This is a genomic window from Mesorhizobium sp. M8A.F.Ca.ET.165.01.1.1, from assembly GCF_004792065.1.
Taxonomy (GTDB): Bacteria; Pseudomonadota; Alphaproteobacteria; order Rhizobiales; family Rhizobiaceae; genus Mesorhizobium.
Genome location: NZ_SRTH01000014.1, coordinates 15463 through 33291, shown reverse-complemented (window position 1 = coordinate 33291; position 17829 = coordinate 15463). Strand labels below are relative to the sequence as shown.

11 protein-coding genes and 1 pseudogene are annotated in these 17829 nt (G+C 64.2%); 4 read left to right on the top strand and 8 right to left on the bottom strand.

Features of this window, described 5'->3' with window-relative positions; all coding sequences use genetic code 11:
* Positions 1–93: 93 nt before the first annotated feature.
* The 7 genes from EN808_RS27665 to EN808_RS27630 form a co-directional block, all read right to left on the bottom strand.
* Positions 94–585 (bottom strand): universal stress protein, encoded by a 492-nt coding sequence (locus EN808_RS27665; RefSeq protein WP_010913128.1) that lies wholly within the window; start codon positions 583–585, stop codon positions 94–96.
* 119 nt (positions 586–704) lie between these two features.
* The gene (gene trpS / locus EN808_RS27660) at positions 705–1772 is read right to left on the bottom strand and encodes a tryptophan--tRNA ligase (protein WP_127277841.1); all 1068 of its coding nucleotides are present in this window, start codon (positions 1770–1772) and stop codon (positions 705–707) included.
* 277 nt (positions 1773–2049) lie between these two features.
* Positions 2050–3651, bottom strand: coding sequence for a murein biosynthesis integral membrane protein MurJ (gene murJ, locus EN808_RS27650; RefSeq protein ID WP_135917283.1), 1602 nt, complete (start codon positions 3649–3651; stop codon positions 2050–2052).
* Positions 3652–3697: 46 nt separating this feature from the next.
* On the bottom strand, positions 3698–6499 hold the full coding sequence (locus tag EN808_RS27645) for a [protein-PII] uridylyltransferase (RefSeq protein ID WP_135917282.1): 2802 nt from the start codon (positions 6497–6499) through the stop codon (positions 3698–3700).
* An 88-nt stretch (positions 6500–6587) separates the two neighbouring features.
* Positions 6588–7385 (bottom strand): glycosyltransferase family 25 protein, encoded by a 798-nt coding sequence (locus tag EN808_RS27640; RefSeq protein WP_135917281.1) that lies wholly within the window; start codon positions 7383–7385, stop codon positions 6588–6590.
* A gap of 259 nt (positions 7386–7644) precedes the next feature.
* Entirely contained in the window at positions 7645–8448 is an 804-nt protein-coding gene (locus EN808_RS27635; RefSeq protein WP_135917280.1) for a glycosyltransferase family 25 protein, read from the bottom strand.
* A 317-nt stretch (positions 8449–8765) separates the two neighbouring features.
* Entirely contained in the window at positions 8766–9578 is an 813-nt protein-coding gene (locus EN808_RS27630) for a glycosyltransferase family 25 protein (protein ID WP_135917279.1), read from the bottom strand.
* A gap of 202 nt (positions 9579–9780) precedes the next feature.
* Between EN808_RS27630 and EN808_RS27625 the strand changes: the two genes are divergently transcribed.
* The 3 genes and pseudogenes from EN808_RS27625 to EN808_RS27615 all read left to right on the top strand — a co-directional run bounded on the left by EN808_RS27625 (position 9781) and on the right by EN808_RS27615 (position 13588).
* Complete coding sequence (locus EN808_RS27625; protein ID WP_135917278.1) at positions 9781–12288, top strand: heavy metal translocating P-type ATPase; 2508 nt, start codon at positions 9781–9783, stop codon at positions 12286–12288.
* A 43-nt stretch (positions 12289–12331) separates the two neighbouring features.
* The gene (locus EN808_RS27620) at positions 12332–12724 is read left to right on the top strand and encodes a DUF305 domain-containing protein (RefSeq protein WP_127277847.1); all 393 of its coding nucleotides are present in this window, start codon (positions 12332–12334) and stop codon (positions 12722–12724) included.
* 92 nt (positions 12725–12816) lie between these two features.
* Positions 12817–13588, top strand: a pseudogene (locus tag EN808_RS27615) (aldo/keto reductase).
* 48 nt (positions 13589–13636) lie between these two features.
* Here the strand turns inward: EN808_RS27615 and mutS are convergent.
* On the bottom strand, positions 13637–16366 hold the full coding sequence (gene mutS / locus EN808_RS27610; protein ID WP_135917277.1) for a DNA mismatch repair protein MutS: 2730 nt from the start codon (positions 16364–16366) through the stop codon (positions 13637–13639).
* A 147-nt stretch (positions 16367–16513) separates the two neighbouring features.
* Between mutS and EN808_RS27605 the strand changes: the two genes are divergently transcribed.
* Positions 16514–17713, top strand: a complete 1200-nt coding sequence (locus EN808_RS27605) for a glycosyltransferase (RefSeq protein ID WP_245525139.1) — start codon at positions 16514–16516, stop codon at positions 17711–17713.
* Positions 17714–17829: the final 116 nt, after the last annotated feature.

Below are 17829 nucleotides of genomic sequence, written 5' to 3'. Positions count from 1 at the left end.
TCTATCGGCGGGACATTCAAGCGAAACGCATCGCCGGAACGGCCGGCCGGCGGAATGTTTTTGCTGGCTGGGGAGCTGAATCCCGGGCGGGCCTCAGGCCAGGCTGTCGATTTCCTCATCCGACAGATTCTGCGGTACAACGGTGACCGGAATGGGGAAAGCGGCACCCTTGCCGGCCACGGCACCGACCAGCGGGCCCGGCCCTTCCTTGCCGGCGCCGGCCGCCAGCACGAGAATGGCGATGTCCTGGTCTTCCTCGATCAGCTTGTGGATCTCTTCGGTCGGCTTGCCTTCGCGCACGACCATCTCCGGTTCGATGCCGAGCTTCTGGCGCACCTTGTTGGCGTAGCCGTCCAGCGCCGCGCGCGCCGTGGCGTTCGCCTCCTCGCGCATGATCTTCTCGACGCCCAGCCAGTGCTGGAAGTCGTCCGGCACGATGACATAGAGCAGCACCAGCGTGCCGCTGGTGCTCTGCGCCCGCTTCGAAGCGTAGGCGACGGCGCGTTCGCATTCCGGCGTGTCATCGATGATCGTCAGGAATTTCCTGCGATGACCGGCTTCGCGGCTGAGGCGTTTGGAGACCATGTCTATCTACTCGGTATCTTTTCGGCCGCAATCTGCCACCGCGGCAGGCCGGCGGCAAGCCGCCGGCCATAGGCCAGTATGTCTTGGGCCGGTACGAGGCGGCGCATTGACGATCGGGCTCAGCCCTGCAGCAGCCCGATAATGTCGCGCACCGTCTTCATAGTCGTCTCGGCGAGCACGCCGGCGCGTTCGCCGCCATCCCGGAGCACCGCGTCGACATAGGCGCGGTCGCCCTGGATGCGGCGCATCTCGCTGGCGATCGGCGCCAGTTTCTCCACCGCGAGATCGGCCAGCGCCGGCTTGAACACGGAGAATTGCTGGCCGCCGAATTGCTTCAGCACATCGGCTTTCGACATTTCCGCGAGGCCCGCATAGATGCCGACCAGGTTCTCCGCCTCGGGCCGGCTTTCCAGTCCGTCGACCTCGCTCGGCAAGGCCTCCGGGTCGGTCTTGGCCTTGCGGATCTTCTTCGAGATGGTGTCGGCATCGTCGGTCAGGTTGATGCGCGACAGATCCGATGGGTCCGACTTCGACATTTTCTTCGACCCGTCGCGCAGGCTCATGATGCGCGCCGCCGGGCCGCCGATGACCGGTTCGGTGATCGGGAAGAAGCCGTTCACCGTCTCCTCGCCGACCTGCATCTCGACGCCGACGCCAAGACCGGCGATGCGGTTGGAGAAATCGTTGTTGAATTTCTGGGCGATGTCGCGGGTCAATTCCAGATGCTGCTTCTGGTCCTCGCCCACCGGCACATGGGTGGCGCGATAAAGCAGGATGTCGGCCGCCATCAGCGAGGGATAGGCGAGCAGGCCCAGCGAGGCATTCTCGCGGTCCTTGCCGGCCTTGTCCTTGAACTGCGTCATCTTGTTCATCCAGCCGATGCGCGCGACGCAATTGAAGATCCAGGCGAGCTCGGCATGCTGCATCACCCGCGACTGGTTGAAGACGATGTGCTTCTTCGGGTCGATGCCGGAGGCGAGGAACGCCGCGGTGATCGACCGCGTCTGGTCGGCAAGGTCGTCATGGACGAGTTGCGCGGTCAGCGAATGCAGGTCGACGACGCAGTAGATGCAGTCCGACGTATCCTGCAGGGCGACGAATTTCTTGATGGCGCCGAGATAGTTGCCGAGATGCAGATTGCCGGTCGGCTGGACGCCGGAGAAGACGAGTGGCTTGAAGGCGGACATGGATTTTCCCCGTGGCTTGTGGAGGGCCGTTTCGCACGCGGCGAAAGTCTTTCGACGGCGCGCTTATGAACGAAGGGGCGGACGGGATCAAGAGGCGGAAGTTGGGCCGCTGGGCGGATGACTTCGTCCTGACAGGTTCGCGCCGCCCCTCATTGTCCTGCCGGACATTTCTCCCCGTATAGTGACGGGGAGAAAAAGCGCCGTAGCCCGCTCAGCCTCTTTCTCCCCGTTCCACGGGGAGAAATGCCCGGCAGGGCAATGAGGGGCGGCGCAGACACTATAAATCCTGGGACGGGTCCTTGACCGCCGCCTTGCCTGAGCCACGTTTCACATTCCTGCGGATCATGCCGAAATCGGCGCCGCCCGTGGCGAACGCCGTGACGAAATAGAGCGTCGCCCCGCCCGCCACCAGCGCCAGCACGGTCGTTGCCTTGATCACCAGCGGCGAGCCCGGTCCGAGCCTGACGGCGAAATAATGCTCGGCGAAATAGAGGGCGACCCCCATTACCACCGCTGACAGCACGAGGCGCGGAATGCGTTTCAAGAGCGGAACGTCGCGACCCCAATGGCCGCGCCGGATCAGCACGGCAAGCAGCATCAGCGCGTTGACCCAGCCGGCGACGGCCGACGCCACGGCGATGCCGGGCGCGCCCATCCTCGGGAACAGCGTCAGCGCGGTGGCGACGTTCACCGCCACGGAGATTGCGGCGAAGATCATCGGCGTGCGCGTGTCCTCGCGGGCGAAATAGCCTGGGGTGAAGGCCTTGATCAGGACGAAGGCCGGCAGGCCGAGACCGAAGATCGCAAGGATCGCCGCCACGACAGGGGTCGAATGGTTGGCGGCGAAGGCGCCGCGCTCGTAGACCAGCCGCACGATCGGCTCCGACATCACCCACAGCGCCGCCGCCGCAGGCAAGGTCATGAAAAGGGTGAATTCGACGGAGCGGTTCTGCAGATTGGCCGCCTCGATCAGGTTGCCCGACTTCAGCGCCCGCGACAGCTCGGGCAGCAGCACGATCGCCACCGCGACGCCGACGACACCGAGCGGCAGCTGGTAGACGCGGTCGGCATAGGCCAGCGAGGAGACGGCACTGTCCTGCGCCGAGGCGATGGCCGTGCCGATCAGCTGGTTGATCTGGGTGATGCCGCCGGTGATCGCCGCCGGCAGCGCCAGGATCAGGAGCCGCTTCACGTTCGGCGTCATCTTCGGCCGGCGGAAGCCGATCGAGATGCCGGCATTGCGCACCGCCACCCAGACGATGGCGAGTTGCACCATGCCCGCCGCCAGCACGCCCCAGGACAGGGCGAAGCCGACAGCATGTGCATCCAGCCCATGGTACCAGGCGTAGCCAAGCACGCTGATCAGGATGATGTTGAGGAAAGCCGGCGCGATCGCCGCCGCGAAATAGCGGCGCAGCGAGTTCAGCATCCCCGCCATCATGGCGGCGAGCGACATGCAGATGAGATAGGGGAACATGATCGTCGCAAGCGTAACGGTCGTCTCGAACTTGCCCGGCGTGTCGGCGAAGCCCGGCGCCACCAGGTAGCGCACGATCAGCGGCATCGCCAGTTCCATGGCGATGGTCAGCGCCAAGAGCGCCGAGAACAGGACCCCGAACACTTCTTCCGAGAAACGCTTGGCGCCGTCGGTGCCGTGCGTCTCGATTTCCTTGGCGAACAGCGGCACGAAGGCGGCGTTGAAGGCGCCCTCGGCGAACAGCCGGCGAAACGTGTTGGGGAACTGGAAGGCGGCGTTGAAGGCGTCCGCGACCGGTCCGGTGCCCAGTGCGGCTGCCATCAGCATCTCGCGGCCGAAACCGAGCGCACGGCTCATCAACGTGCCGGAAGCGACGGTGGCGAATTTCTTGACGAGACTCATGCGTTCGCAGACTGCCTGTGGGATTGGAAGAAGGAGATGATGGCCGTCACTCGGCGGCTGCCCTGGCCCTGCCGCCGCGTTCGAGTGCCGCGCCTTCGAGCGTCGCTATCAACCTGTTGCGAATGGTGGCGATGCGGGCCGGGCTGTCGATCTTCTGGCCGGTGAGGTCGGTGACATAGAAGGTGTCGATGACCTTCTCGCCGAAAGTGGTGATATGCGCCGAGGCGATGTCGAGCGATAGGTCGGACAGCGTCCCGGTGATTTCCGACAGCAGGCCGGGCCGGTCGAGCCCCTCGACCTCGATGACCGAAAACCGGTTCGACAACGCGTTGCGGATTTCGGCGCGCGGCGGGATCTTGAACACCTTGGATCCGCGCCTTGGCTTGGTCCGTTTCTCGATCATTTCCGGCAGCCAGCTCTTGCCCGACAGCACGTCCTCGATCAGCTTGCCGACGCGCTCGGCGCGCCGGCGCTCGTCCTCGTCGCGGTCGAACTCCCTCGATATCAGGATCGTGTCCAGCGCGCGGCCGTCCGACGTGGTGAAGATCTGCGCGTCGACGATGTTGCCGCCGGCGCCGGCGCATGCCCCGGCAATGACCGAGAGAAGACGGGGATGGTCCTGCGCCAGCACGGTGATTTCGGTCACCGCCTCGAACTGGTGGGTCTTGACCATGGTGGCGAGCTTGTTGCCCGCCGCGTCCGCCTCGCGGATGAATTCGGCGTGGCGAAGCTGGTCTGGCAGGTCCACGGTCAGCAGGTAGTTTTCATAATGCAGTCCGACATAGCGCTTGCGCGCCTTGTCGGGCCAGTCGGCGAGCGCCTCCGCTAGGCGTTCGCGTGCCGCCGCCGTGCGTTGGGCGCGCGAGACTTCCGAAAAGCCGCCGGTCAGCAGCAGTTCGGTCTCGTAGTAGAGCGTACGCAGCAACTGGCCCTTCCAGCCGTTCCACACGCCCGGTCCGACGCCCCGGATGTCGCAGACGGTTAGGATCAACAGCATCTTCAGCCGCTCGACCGACTGCACGATCGAGGCGAAGTCCTCGATCGTCTTGCGATCGTTGAGGTCGCGGGTCTGCGCCGTCATCGACATGACGAGGTGGTTCTCGACCAGCCAGGCGACGGTTTCCGTATCGGCCGGCGAAAGCCCCATATGCGGGCAGATCCGCCTTGCGATCCTGGCGCCGGCCTCGGAATGGTCTTCAGGCCTGCCCTTGGCGATGTCGTGCAGCAGCACGGCGACATAAAGCGCCTCGCGGCTCTTCTTCAGGCCCGGCATCAGCGAATGCGACAGCGGATGCACCTTCTCGCCATCGCCGCGCTCGATCTCGGCCAGCACGCCGATGCAGCGGATCAAGTGCTCGTCGACCGTGTAGTGGTGGTACATCGAGAACTGCATCATGGCGACGATCTTGCCGAAATCCGGGATCAGCCGGCCCAGCAGCCCCGCCTCGTTCATGCGCCGCAGGTTGAGTTCGGCGTTGCGGTCCGAGGTCAATATGTCGAGAAACAGCCGGTTGGCTTCCTCGTCGCGCCTGAGCGACTTGTTGACCAGGCCGAGCGAACGGGTGAGCAGTTTCAGCGCATCGGGATGGAATTCCAGCCCGTGCTTGTCGGCGAACCAGAACAGCCTGAGAAGATTGACCGGATCGCGCTCGAACACCTGGTCGTCGGCGATGTTGATGCGATGGTTGTCGACGATGAAGTCTGACGTCCCGGCCAGCTTGCGCTTGCGGCGCTGGAAGGTCAGGAAGATGCGGTTGAAGCCGGGAACGTGCTTGGCCTGCTCCTCTTCCAGCGCGGCGCAGAAGATGCGGGTCAGGTCGCCGACATCCTTGGCAACGAGGAAATAGTGCTTCATGAAGCGTTCGACCGCCGACAGGCCGGGATGGGTCGTATAGCCGAGCCGTTCGGCGATCTCGCGCTGGATGTCGAAATGCAGCCGCTCCTCGGCCTTCCCGGTGAGGAAATGCATGTGGCAGCGCACCGCCCACAGGAAATCCTCGGCCTTCTGGAACTCGCGATACTCGGCCTCGGTGAAGACGCCTTTCTCGACCAGTTCCTCGCCGGTGCGCACGCGGTAAAAATACTTGCCGATCCAGAACAGCGTCTGCAGATCGCGCAACCCACCCTTGCCGTCCTTGACGTTGGGCTCGACCAGATAGCGGCTTTCACCGGCCTTGGCATGGCGCTCGTCGCGTTCGGCGAGCTTGGCCTGCACATATTCCGGGCCGGTCGTGCGCACCACCTCGTGGTCGAAGCGCAGCATCAGCTCATCATAGAGCTTGCGTTCGCCCCACAGGAATCGCGCCTCCAGGATCGAGGTGCGGATGGTGATGTCGGTGCGCGACAGCCTGAGGCACTCATCGATGTTGCGGGTGGCATGGCCGACCTTCAGCCCCATGTCCCACAGCATGTAGAGCATGTACTCGACCGTTTGTTCGCCCCACGGCGTCTGCTTGTAGGGCAGCAGGAACAACAGGTCGATGTCGGATCCCGGCGCCAGCGTGCCGCGGCCATAGCCGCCGACGGCAACGACCGCCATGCGTTCGGCCGAGGACCGGTTCTTCACCCGGTAGACATGCGTCGCGGCAAAATCGTAGAGCGCCCGGATCAGCTCGTCCATCAGGTGCGACAGCCGTTCGGCGCAGGCGTTGCCGCCGCCATCTTGCATCAGCATGGCCTCGGCTGTCTTGCGGCCCTCGGCGAGGCGCCCCTTGAGAAGCTGAAGAACGGCGGCACGGATGGCCTGGCTGGAACCGTCGCCAGCGCTGGCCGCGGTCAGCGCCGTCATCTCGCGGCGCAAAGCGTCGCCGTCGATCAGTTCATCGAGCTTCAGGGAGATTTTCGCCATGGATACCGGTTGGCCTTGCCTTTTGGGCGGCGTCTATAGCGTGTTTTCTCGGCGCTGGGTATGGCCAGCTGTCAATCCGGCAAACGCTCTAGTCGTTTGCCTCGACTGGAGCGAGCGGGACGACAATCCGCCGCCGCAGCTTAAAGAAATCGGTGATCCGCCGCGCTGCCCGCCCGGCTTCCCTGCTGATTCTCACGGTTGTCGGCTTCCTGTGCTTTGTCATAAGTCCACTCGCGGTCCGCGCGGCGTCCCGTTCCGGGTCAAGCAGGCTTGGCAGCCCGTCGCCAATGAACTGGTCCTGCGCGCAGAGCGCTGGAACGAGTTGGTAGACAGTCTTGCCGGCTGAGATAGTGGGGTCGAAGATGAGATCATCGACAGCTATGTTGACCTGCGCCGTTGCTTCCAGGAAGTCGCATGCGGTTTGCCGCGAGAGGAGATAACCCCCGGCCCCGGGATGGCCCTTGCGGAGCCGGACCATGGAAAAACCGTTCCTGGCGGAAGTCCTTCTCCTTTGAATGACGGTTCTGGAAAAGAACGTCTCGAGCTTCACGACGTCCGCGTCTGCTGGCACCCAACTCGTATCGCCAAGCAATGCACCGGCTTTGCCAGAGAAGACCATGTCGTCCTCGAACACAACACCGTACGGGGCGTCGCCCTTGGCAATGATCGTCCAGCAGGCGCGATGGCTGTGCAGGCAGGCGATCTCGCTGCCGGAAAGAGGCCGGATGGCGTGTATCGCGTGCTGCGGCTGCAGCACCAGGTCGGGATGTTGCCTGGCATCGATCCCGGCGACTCGCTCAAACCCGATGCCGATGCGGGCAAATTCGGCGGTCATATGGGCAAGCCGCTCGGGAGAACGATCGAGATTGATGACAAGGCACTTCATATCGCACGCAGGCTTTACCTTCAGCGGATCGCCAGAGCCGTCTAGCACGTGAAGGTCTAGGGATTGCTGATCATTTCTGGGGCTAATTTGCGGTGCGACGAAATGAGCGCGGCTAAAACAGGGCGTGAGCCTTCATTCGAAGCAGCGTCAGAGATCAATCCTGGCGAGCTTCAGCAGGAATTTCGACACGGGCACCGAAAGGCCTGCCTCCTGCTTTCGCGGCGTGGGCACGGGCACGCCGGCGGTAGCGGCAAGAGATCTAACGTCCGGCTTCGGGCGGATCGAGCGGGATAACCGCGTGTCGCCGCAACTGGCAGTAGTCGAGGATCCACTCGGCGACCCGCCTGGTCTCCACCGCTACCTTTTTCGACAATGGCCTTCGGCGTTTTTCGGCCTGCCCGCTCGCGGTCCACTCGGCTTGCCGTTCCTGATGGAGCAGGCTTGGCAATCTGTTGCGCAGGAACTGGTCCTGCGCGCAGAGCGCGGGAACAAGCTGGTAGATCGTCTTGCCTGCTGCCGTTGCGAATGCGGGGTCGAAGATGAGGCTGTCCACCGCCACGTTGACCTCCGCGCTTGCCCGCAGAAGGGCGCGGGCCGCTTGCCTGGAAAGCAGGTAGCCTCCGGATCCTATGTGGTTCTTGCGCAGCCTGGACACGGAAAATCCCGGGCCGACGGAGATGCCGGCCCGATGGATGACCGTTCTGTGGAAGAATGTCTCCAGCTTGACGATATCGGCGTCGGCCGGAACCCAGCCCGTATCGGCAAGCAGCACACCGGCTTTCGCGGAAAACACAATGTCGTCCTCGAACACGGCGCCGTAGGGCGCGTCGTCCCGCGCAATGATGGTCCAGCAGGCGCGGTGACTGTGCAGGCAAGCGATCTCGCTGCCGAATAGGCGTCGCTCGGCGTACCGGGCATGCTGGGGTTGCAGCACCAGGTCGGGATGTTGTCTTGCATCGACCGCCGCGACGCGCTCGAACGCGATGCCGATGCGGACAAACTCGGCGGTGATATGGGCAAGTCGATCCGGGGATCGATCGAGATTGATGACCAGGTACTTCATTTTCGGATAAAATCTATACTTCCAGGAGACTGTCGCCGCCCTCTACCACAGATGGTGCCCGGTCGCATGATTATTTCGTCAGGAATCCAGAAGGTGCAATGCAACGAGCAGCGACGAAGCGGCTCTTGAGCTTCCGGTTACTAGATCGATGACCCGTTTCTGGACGCAGGACAGGGTTTCTATTTCGCGACATCGGACGCGAAACGGAATTCGATTCGGTTGCTCGACAGCATCTTGGCGAGCTGGGTGGAGCTGCCCTGTGGCGGCATTTACGCCCGGTTTCGGCGGCGCTGTGAGTGGGTCCCGGAGAAGCCTGCTTAATCCCTTGGCCCCGGCGAAGCGAGAGGGATGACGGTCCGTCGCCGCAACTTGCAGAAATCGACGATCCATTCCACGACCCGCCCGATCTCGATCCTGATCTTCTCGGTCATCGGCCGCCGGCGTTTTGTCATCAAGCCGCTGGCGAGCCATTTGCATTCGCGTCCGTGGTCGAGCAGGCTTGGCATCCCCAGCGCCCTGTCGCCGAGGACTTGATCCTGTGCGCACAGTGCCGGGACAAGTTGGTAGATCGCGTTGCTCGACCATGTCGCGAACGCCGGGTTGAAGATCAGGTCATCGGCGGTCAGGTTGATCCTTTCGGTCGCTTCGAGAAGATCGCGCGCGGCCTGCCTGGAGATGATGTAGCCCCCGGTTCCCGGATGGAACTTGCAGAGCCTTGACACGGAAAAACCATGACCGGCGGAAATCCTCATCCGCTGGATTATGGTCTTGCTGAAGTACGTCTCCAGCTTGACGATGTCGGCGTCGGCCGGGATCCAGCTGCTGTCGGCAAGCAAACAACTGGCATTCGCGGAAAAGACCACGTCGTCCTCGAAGATGGCGCCATAGCGCGCCTCGTCCCGCGCCAGGATCGACCAGCAGGCACGATGGCTGTGCAGGCAGGCGATTTCGCTGCTCGATAGTTGCCGGGGTCCATACATCGGATGCTGAGGTTGCTGTTCGAGTTCGGGATGGCTGTATCCGTCAACCGCCACGACGCGCTCGAACGCGACGCCGATACGGCCGAATTCTGCTCTCATATGGGCAAGTCGGTCCGAGGACCGATCGAGGTTTATGACCAGGCACTTCATTGTCGACCGAAATCTAGCGAGATGAACGTGATGCGGCGAGTAATATTAGCAAGCAAAGTTTTAGCACGAGATGTACCTTTGTGCAGGGGGTGTTCGATCGATTTCACGGCGCCCGAATCGGAAAATCAAAACAGCCCTTGACCTTCCAGTTACTGGAAGCACTACCTCGACCTCAAAGCAGTGACATCAAGGCATTTTCGAAATGACGCATTCAGATCACCATCATCATACGCATGGCTCGCATGGCGGCTGCTGCGCGTCCAAAGGCGCCGCCGCGAATGCGGCTCCGCTCGACCCGGTCTGCGGCATGATCGTGGATCCGGCCGCCGGCAAGCCGACATCAGAGCATGGCGGCCGCCTCTATCATTTCTGCAGCGAGCGCTGCCGTTCGAAGTTCCAGTCCGAGCCGGAAAGCTACCTGACGGCCACCGACCCTGTCTGCGGCATGAGCGTCGACCGCTCGACGGCGAAACATTTCGTCCGCCATGAAGGCCAAGGTTTCTACTTCTGTTCCGCCGGCTGCAAGGCGAAGTTCGAGGCGGCGCCACAAACCTATCTCGGCGACAGGCCGGCACCGGGGCCGATGCCCAAGGGCACGCAATACACCTGCCCCATGCATCCCGAGATCATCCGCGACAAGCCCGGCTCCTGCCCGATCTGCGGCATGGCCCTCGAGCCCATGGGCGTGCCGACAGGCGATGAAGGGCCAAATCCCGAACTGGTCGATTTCACGAGGCGGCTCTGGGTGAGCGCGGTGCTGTCGGTCCCGCTGCTGGTCGTCGCCATGGCGCCGATGGTCGGCCTGTCGCTGGAGGGCCTGGTCGAGGATCGCGCAAAAGTCTGGATCGAACTGGTCCTGGCGAGCCCGGTGGTGCTCTGGGCTGCCTTTCCGTTCTTCCATCGCGGCTGGGACTCGATCCTCAACCGCAGCCCCAACATGTGGACGCTTATCTCGCTCGGTGTCGGCGCCGCCTATGTCTACAGCGTCGTCGCCACGCTCTTCCCGGACATCTTTCCGCACCAGTTCCGCGGCCATGGTGGTACGGTGCCGGTCTATTTCGAGGCAGCCGCCGTCATCGTCGCGCTGGTCTTCCTCGGCCAGGTACTGGAACTGCGCGCCCGCGAAAAGACCGGATCGGCGATCCGCGCCCTGCTTGATCTCGCGCCGAAGACCGCGCGGCGGATCGCAGACGACGGCGGCGAGACCGATGTAGCGCTGGACGAGGTCAAGGCCGGCGATCGCCTGCGCATCCGTCCCGGCGATGCTGTCCCGGTCGACGGCACGGTGCTGGAAGGCCGCTCCTCCATCGATGAATCGATGATCACGGGCGAACCCTTGCCGGTCGAGAAGGCCGAAGGCGACGCCTTGACCGGCGGCACGCTCAACAAGAACGGCTCGCTGATCATGCGCGCCGAGCGGATCGGCGCCGAGACGACGCTGTCGCGCATCGTCGAACTCGTCGCCAAGGCACAGCGCTCGCGCGCGCCGATCCAGGGCCTGGCCGACCGCGTTTCCTTCTACTTTGTCCCGGCCGTCGTCCTGGTCGCCATCGCCGCGTTCGTAGCCTGGGCAGTCTTCGGCCCCGAGCCCAGTCTGATCTTCGCCATCGTCTCGGCGGTTTCGGTGCTGATCATCGCTTGTCCCTGTGCGCTGGGCCTCGCCACGCCGATGTCGATAATGACCGCCACCGGGCGCGGCGCGCATGCCGGTGTGCTGATAAAGGAAGCCGCCGCGCTCGAACGCTTCGCCGCCGTCGACACGTTGATCGTCGACAAGACCGGCACGCTGACCGAGGGCCGGCCGAAACTGACCGACGTCGTCGCGGCCGCGGGCTTTTCCGAGGACGAATTGCTGGTGTACGCCGCGACCCTGGAAAAGGGGTCGGAGCATCCGCTGGCCGAGGCCATCGTCGATGGGGCGGGCCAGCGCGGCGTGAAGATCGCCGAGGCCAGCAGCTTCGAGGCGGTTACCGGCAAGGGCGTTTCCGGCACGGTGTCGGGCAAGAAGGTCGCGCTCGGCAATGCCGCGATGATGGCCGATCTCGCCATCGACGTTTCCGCAATCCTGGGCCGCGTGGAAGCATTGCAGGGCGATGGCAAGACGGCGATGTTCGTCGCTGTCGACGGCAAGCTGGCCGGCATCGTCGCCGTCGCCGATCCGGTCAAGGCGACCACGGCGGAGGCGATCAGGGCGCTGCATGACAGTGGGCTGAGGATCATCATGGCGACCGGCGACAATGAGCGCACGGCCAAGGCGATCGCCGGACGTCTCGGCATCGACGAGGTTCGGGCAGGTCTATTGCCGGAACAGAAGGCAGCGCTCGTCGACGAACTGCGCGGCAGGGGTGCCGGCGTCGCCATGGCCGGCGACGGCGTCAACGATGCGCCGGCGCTTGCCGCCGCCGATGTCGGCATCGCCATGGGAACCGGCGCCGATGTCGCCGTCGAAAGCGCCGGCATCACCTTGGTCAAGGGCGACCTAAACGGCATCGTCCGCGCCCGCACCCTGGCCCGGGCGACCATCGGCAACATCCGGCAGAACCTGTTCTTCGCCTTCCTCTACAATGTGCTTGGCGTGCCGGTCGCGGCCGGCGTGCTCTATCCGCTTACCGGCACGCTTCTGTCGCCGATGCTGGCGGCGGCGGCGATGAGCCTGTCCTCCGTCTCGGTGATCGCGAACGCATTGCGGCTCAGAACGTTGAAACTCTGAGATTAACCCCCAGATACGAAATCCAACCAACAGGAGACCATGAATGACCTTGGCTAAAAAACTCGTGCTGCTGCTGATGGCGGCCGGAATGCTGCTTGCCGTCTTCCTCGAAAGCGTGCCGGCGCAGAGCGAGGAGATGAAGCACGACATGGGCGCCATGGCCATGGGGGCGGAAAGCCCTTCGACGGCGGGCTACAAGGCGGCGATGGACAAGATGCATACCGACATGATGGCCTCGCAATATACCGGCAACGCCGACGTCGATTTTGTCCGCGGCATGATTCCGCATCATCAAGGCGCGATCGACATGGCCAAGGTCGAGCTGGCCAACGGCAAGGATCCGGAAATCCGCAAACTCGCCGAAGGCGTCATCGCCGCGCAGGAAGCCGAAATCAAGCAGATGCAGGACTGGCTCGCCGCCCATCCGGTGAAGTAAGCTTCCCGGCATCGCTAAGTAGGGTCCGGCGAGAACTCCTTGCGGAGTCTCGTCGAGGCCTCGATGCGATCGAGTACCGACGGAGCCATGCCATGGAATCGAGCGTCAGAACCACTACACTGCCCTGCGGCGAGGCCATACCCGTTCTCGGCCAGGGCACGTGGAAAATGGGCGAGGATTCGCGGCGCCGCTCCGACGAGGTAAATGCCCTCAAGCTCGGTCTCGACCTCGGCGTCACGCTGATCGACACCGCCGAAATGTATGCCGGCGGCGGCGCGGAAGAAGTGGTGGCCAAAGCCATCGCCGGGCGCCGCGCCGAGGTCTTCCTGGTCTCGAAGGTCTTGCCTTCCAACGCTTCAAGGGCCGGCGTGCAGCGCGCCTGCGAGAACAGCCTGAAGCGCCTCGCCACCGACCGCATCGATCTCTATCTGCTGCATTGGCCGGGCAGCGTGCCCCTATCGGAAACGGTGGAAGCCTTCGAGGCGCTGAAAAAAGCCGGCAAGATACGGCATTGGGGCGTCAGCAATTTCGACACCGAGGAGATGGAGGAACTGGCTGGCCTGCGCGACGGCGGCAATGTCCAGACCAACCAGGTGCTCTACAATCTGGTTCGCCCAAGGCGCGCTGGCGCGCAATGCCAGGCTTGACGCCGTCGCCGCCCGCCACGGCGCGACACCGGCGCAAATCGCCTTGGCCTGGGTGATGCGGCAGGACGGCGTCATCGCCATTCCCAAGGCCGGCAGCCAGGAGCACGTCCGCCAGAATGTCGCTGCGTTGGACATAAAGCTTACGCCGCAGGACATCGCCGATCTCGACCGTGCATTCCCGCCACCGAAGCGCAAGCGCGGGCTGGAGATGATCTGAGGCGGCGGTGCTGCCCCAATTTCCCCCTCCGCCGCCCAGATTGCAAAATTACTTCCCCGCCAGCCCTTTCAGCCGGTAGAGCGCCTCCAGCGCTTCCTTCGGCGTCATCTCGTCGGGGTTGATCTCGCCGAGCGCTGTGCCCAGCGCGTCGCTCTTCACCGGCTTTGGCGCTTCCCGTTTCACCGCCACCGAAAACAGCGGCAGGTCGTCGACCAGCCGGTTGGCCTTGCCGGAGACCTCGCCTTCCTCCAACTGGTGCAGCACCGCCTTGGCCCGCTCGACCACCGCCTCCGGCAGGCCGGCGAGCCGCGCCACCTGCACGCCGTAGGACCGGTCGGCTGCACCCTTGCCGACCTCGTGCAGGAAAACGACGTCGCCTTCCCATTCCTTGACGCGCATGGTGACGTTGGAAAGCCGCGCCAGCTTGCCGGCGAGCGACGTCATTTCGTGGAAATGGGTGGCGAAAATCGCCCGACAGCGGTTCTTCTCGTGCAGATATTCGACCGCCGCCCAGGCGATCGACAGGCCGTCGAACGTCGCGGTGCCGCGGCCGATCTCGTCGAGGATCACCAGCGCGCGTTCCCCGGCCTGGTTGAGGATCGCCGCCGTCTCGACCATTTCGACCATGAAGGTCGAACGGCCGCGCGCCAGATCGTCCGAAGCGCCGACGCGCGAGAACAGCCGGTCGACGACGCCGATATGGGCAGACGCCGCCGGTACGAACGAGCCGGTCTGGGCCAGGATCGCGATCAGCGCGTTTTGCCTGAGGAACGTCGACTTACCACCCATGTTCGGGCCGGTCAGCAGCCAGATCGCGCCGTTCCTGGCAGTCCCCTCGGGCGAGAGGTCGCAATCATTGGCGACGAACGGGCCTTCGCCCGAACGGCGCAACGCCTGTTCGACCACCGGATGCCGCCCGCCTGAAATTTCGAAGGCAAGGCTGGAATCCACCACCGGCCGGCACCAGGCCTCGCTTTCCGACAACAGTGCGAGGGCGGCCGATACATCGAGCACGGCGAGCGCATCGGCCCCGGCGCGGATCGCCTCGGCCTCGGCGACCGCCTCCGCCGTCAGCGCATCGAAGGCGGCCAGTTCGATGCTCAGTGCCCGGTCGGCGGCATTGGCGATCTTGGTCTCGAGTTCGGCGAGCTCGGTCGTGGTGAAGCGCATGGCGTTGGCCATGGTCTGGCGGTGGATGAAGCGCGCCTTGGCGCCATCGCTGCCGGTCATGATTGCATGATGGTTGGCCGTCACCTCGATGTAGTAGCCAAGCACGTTGTTGTGCCGGATCTTCAGCGAACGGATGCCGGTTTCCTCGATCAGCGAGCGCTCCAGCCCGGCGATCACTTTGCGCGACTCGTCGCGCAGCGCCCGCATCTCGTCGAGTTCGGCATGATAGCCGCCGCGAACGAAACCGCCGTCGCGTTTGAGCAGCGGCAGTTCCTCGCCGAGCGCCTGTGTGAGATGCTGGGCGAGTGCCTTCGGCAGCGCTTGAATCGCGGCCATCGCGTCGGCCAATTCCTGGGGCAGGGCGGTCGCGGCAAAGGTCTCGGCGATTGCGCCAGCCGCCTCGAAGCCGGCGCGCAGCGCGCCGAGGTCGCGTGGGCCGCCACGGTTGAGCGCCAGCCTGGACAGCGCACGCGGCATGTCGGCGACGCTCTTCAGGCTCATCCGCACTGCCTGGCAAAGCCGCACCTCGGAACGGAAGAACGACACCGAATCCAGCCGTGCGACAATGGCCGCCGGGTCGGTCAGCGGCGCCATCAGCCGGTCGGCGAGCAGCCTTGCGCCGCCGCCGGTCACCGTGCGGTCGATCGCCTTGAACAGCGAGCCCTCGCGGCTGCCGGACAGCGTGCGCAACAGTTCGAGATTGCCGCGCGTCGCCGGATCGATGAACAGGGTCGAGCCCTGCTCCTCGCGCTCGGGGCGCGACAGCGGTGGCCGCTCGGCCTTCTGCGTCTTCTCGACATAGGCGATGGCGCCCGAGATCGCCGACAGTTCGGCGCGCGAAAACGTGCCGAAACTGTCTGGTGTCGCCACCTCGAAGAACCGCGCGATCCGCCCCGTGGCCGAGGCCGAATCGAACAGCGAAGGCGGCTGCGGGCTGGCAATGCGGCCGAGCACGTCGAACACCGGCTTCAGCTCGGGATCATAGAAGACCGGCTCGGCCATGATAAGCTCGCGCGGGTCGACACGGAAGATGTCGGCCATCAGCCGGTCGGCGGAGGTCTCGGCGACGCGGAAGGCCCCGGTCGAGATGTCGATCCAGGCAATTGCAAAGCTGTGGTCCGCTCCGCCCTTCACCCTGCCCAGCGCCATCAGGAAACTCGATTCCGACGGCGCCAGCAATTTGTCCTCGGTGATGGTGCCCGGGGTCACCAGCCGCACCACATCGCGGCGCACCACCGATTTGGAACCGCGTTTCTTGGCCTCGGCCGGATCCTCGATCTGCTCGCAGACGGCGACGCGGAACCCCTGGCCAATCAGCTTCTGCAGATAGTCGTCGGCCGCATGCACCGGCACGCCGCACATCGGAATGTCGTGGCCTTGGTGCTTGCCGCGTTTGGTGAGCACGATGCCCAGCGCCCGGCTCGCCTTCTCGGCATCGTCGAAGAACAGCTCGTAGAAATCGCCCATGCGGTAGAACAGCAGCGAATCCGGGTTGGCCGCCTTGATCTCGATGAATTGCTCCATCATCGGCGTGACGGCGGCGCCTGGCTGTGGCGCCGCCGTCAACTCGGGAGCGGCGTCGGGCTCGTTCGGGCTGTGCATGTTCATGGCGCGGCACGCTAGCAGATGTGGTGGCGGGGTTTAATGCCGGGCCATCGAAAAGCAGGGGAAGATCGCAAGCCATCGTCCATGGCCGGCTATTCAGCGGCATTGCCCGATGCCGTGATCGCGAATATCTGTCGTCTTGGGGGTATAATGGTCATGGACAGGGATGGGCACGAAACGTTCGAGGAGATGGTAGGGCCGATCGACTCGGCCCTCGAACGGCTCTGGCTCATGACGGTTCGGCATGCCAGTCAAAGGTTGGGCTGGCTTAAGTTTTCGGCGGCCAAGCGCCTCCCTTTCGCGCTGCCGCTCAGCGGTCCGTTGTCCCATCTGGACGGCGGCATTCGGCTCGCGGTTTACGTTCTCAGCCACGATCCGCTGTTGATCTACACGCCGATCGGCGGCGCCCGTCCCCTCAACTCGATCGTCGCAATCGGCCGTCGCCTGGCCTCGCGGCGCGCCCTGTTCCTGCTGATGCCGAGTTGGACGCTCGAGCGGCCGCACGTCGTCGCAAAGCTGGGCCGGGATCTCGCCTGGTACCGTGAGAACTTTCCGCTTCACGAACTGATTTTTCTTTGCAACACGCCGGAGGAGCGTCGTCTGGTCACCGCTGTCGGAGGAACCGCGATCGTCTCCAACCACAATCTGATGGTCTCAGAGGACATCTTTCGGCCATTGCCGGATGTCCCCGTCGAATTCGACGCCGTCTATAACGGCCGCATCTCGTACACCAAGCGTCATTACCTCGCCTTCGACGTCGAAAGGCTCGCCCACATCACCTTTTCGATCGGCGAGCTGCCCCGGGCCGGCGACCGTGCCTTCATCCGTCGCCTGCAGGCGCAATCGCCGCTGCATCGTATCGCCAACCCGATTATCGATGGCCTGGCCGGCTGGCTGGCGCCGCAGGAGGTCAATCGCGTCTACAACCAGGCCGCGGTTGGGCTCTGTCTGTCGGCGGCGGAAGGGGCGATGTGTTCCAGCATGGAATATCTGATGGCCGGGTTGCCGGTGGTCAGCACGCCCAGTCTTGGCGGCCGGGATGTCTTCTTCGATCCGGACTATTGCATCATCGCCGAGCCCGATCCGGCGGCGATCCGGCGGGCTGTCGAGACGCTGCGCGACCGCGCCATACCGCGCGAGGAGATCCGTAACCGCACGATGGCCAGGGTCGAGCCGCAACGGCGGCAACTCATGGAATTCCTGTCGGAGCTGTTCGAGCGGATGGGAAGCCGACGGCCGCCCTTGTCGCAATGGCCGTTCCCCGGAACCAGGACGCTGCGGCGATGGGCAACGGCCCGCCAGCATGCGCATGAAATCACCGCATTCAAGCCAGCGCAGCCCAGTCCCTGACCGAGCGCGTCCGCTTTGAAGCAGCTTTGCAGAGCTTCGTGGTTTACACGCGGCGGCCCGTGGTCTTAATTCGCAAGGACACAGGCACCCGCTTCAAGGAGGTGCCGCACCGGCGA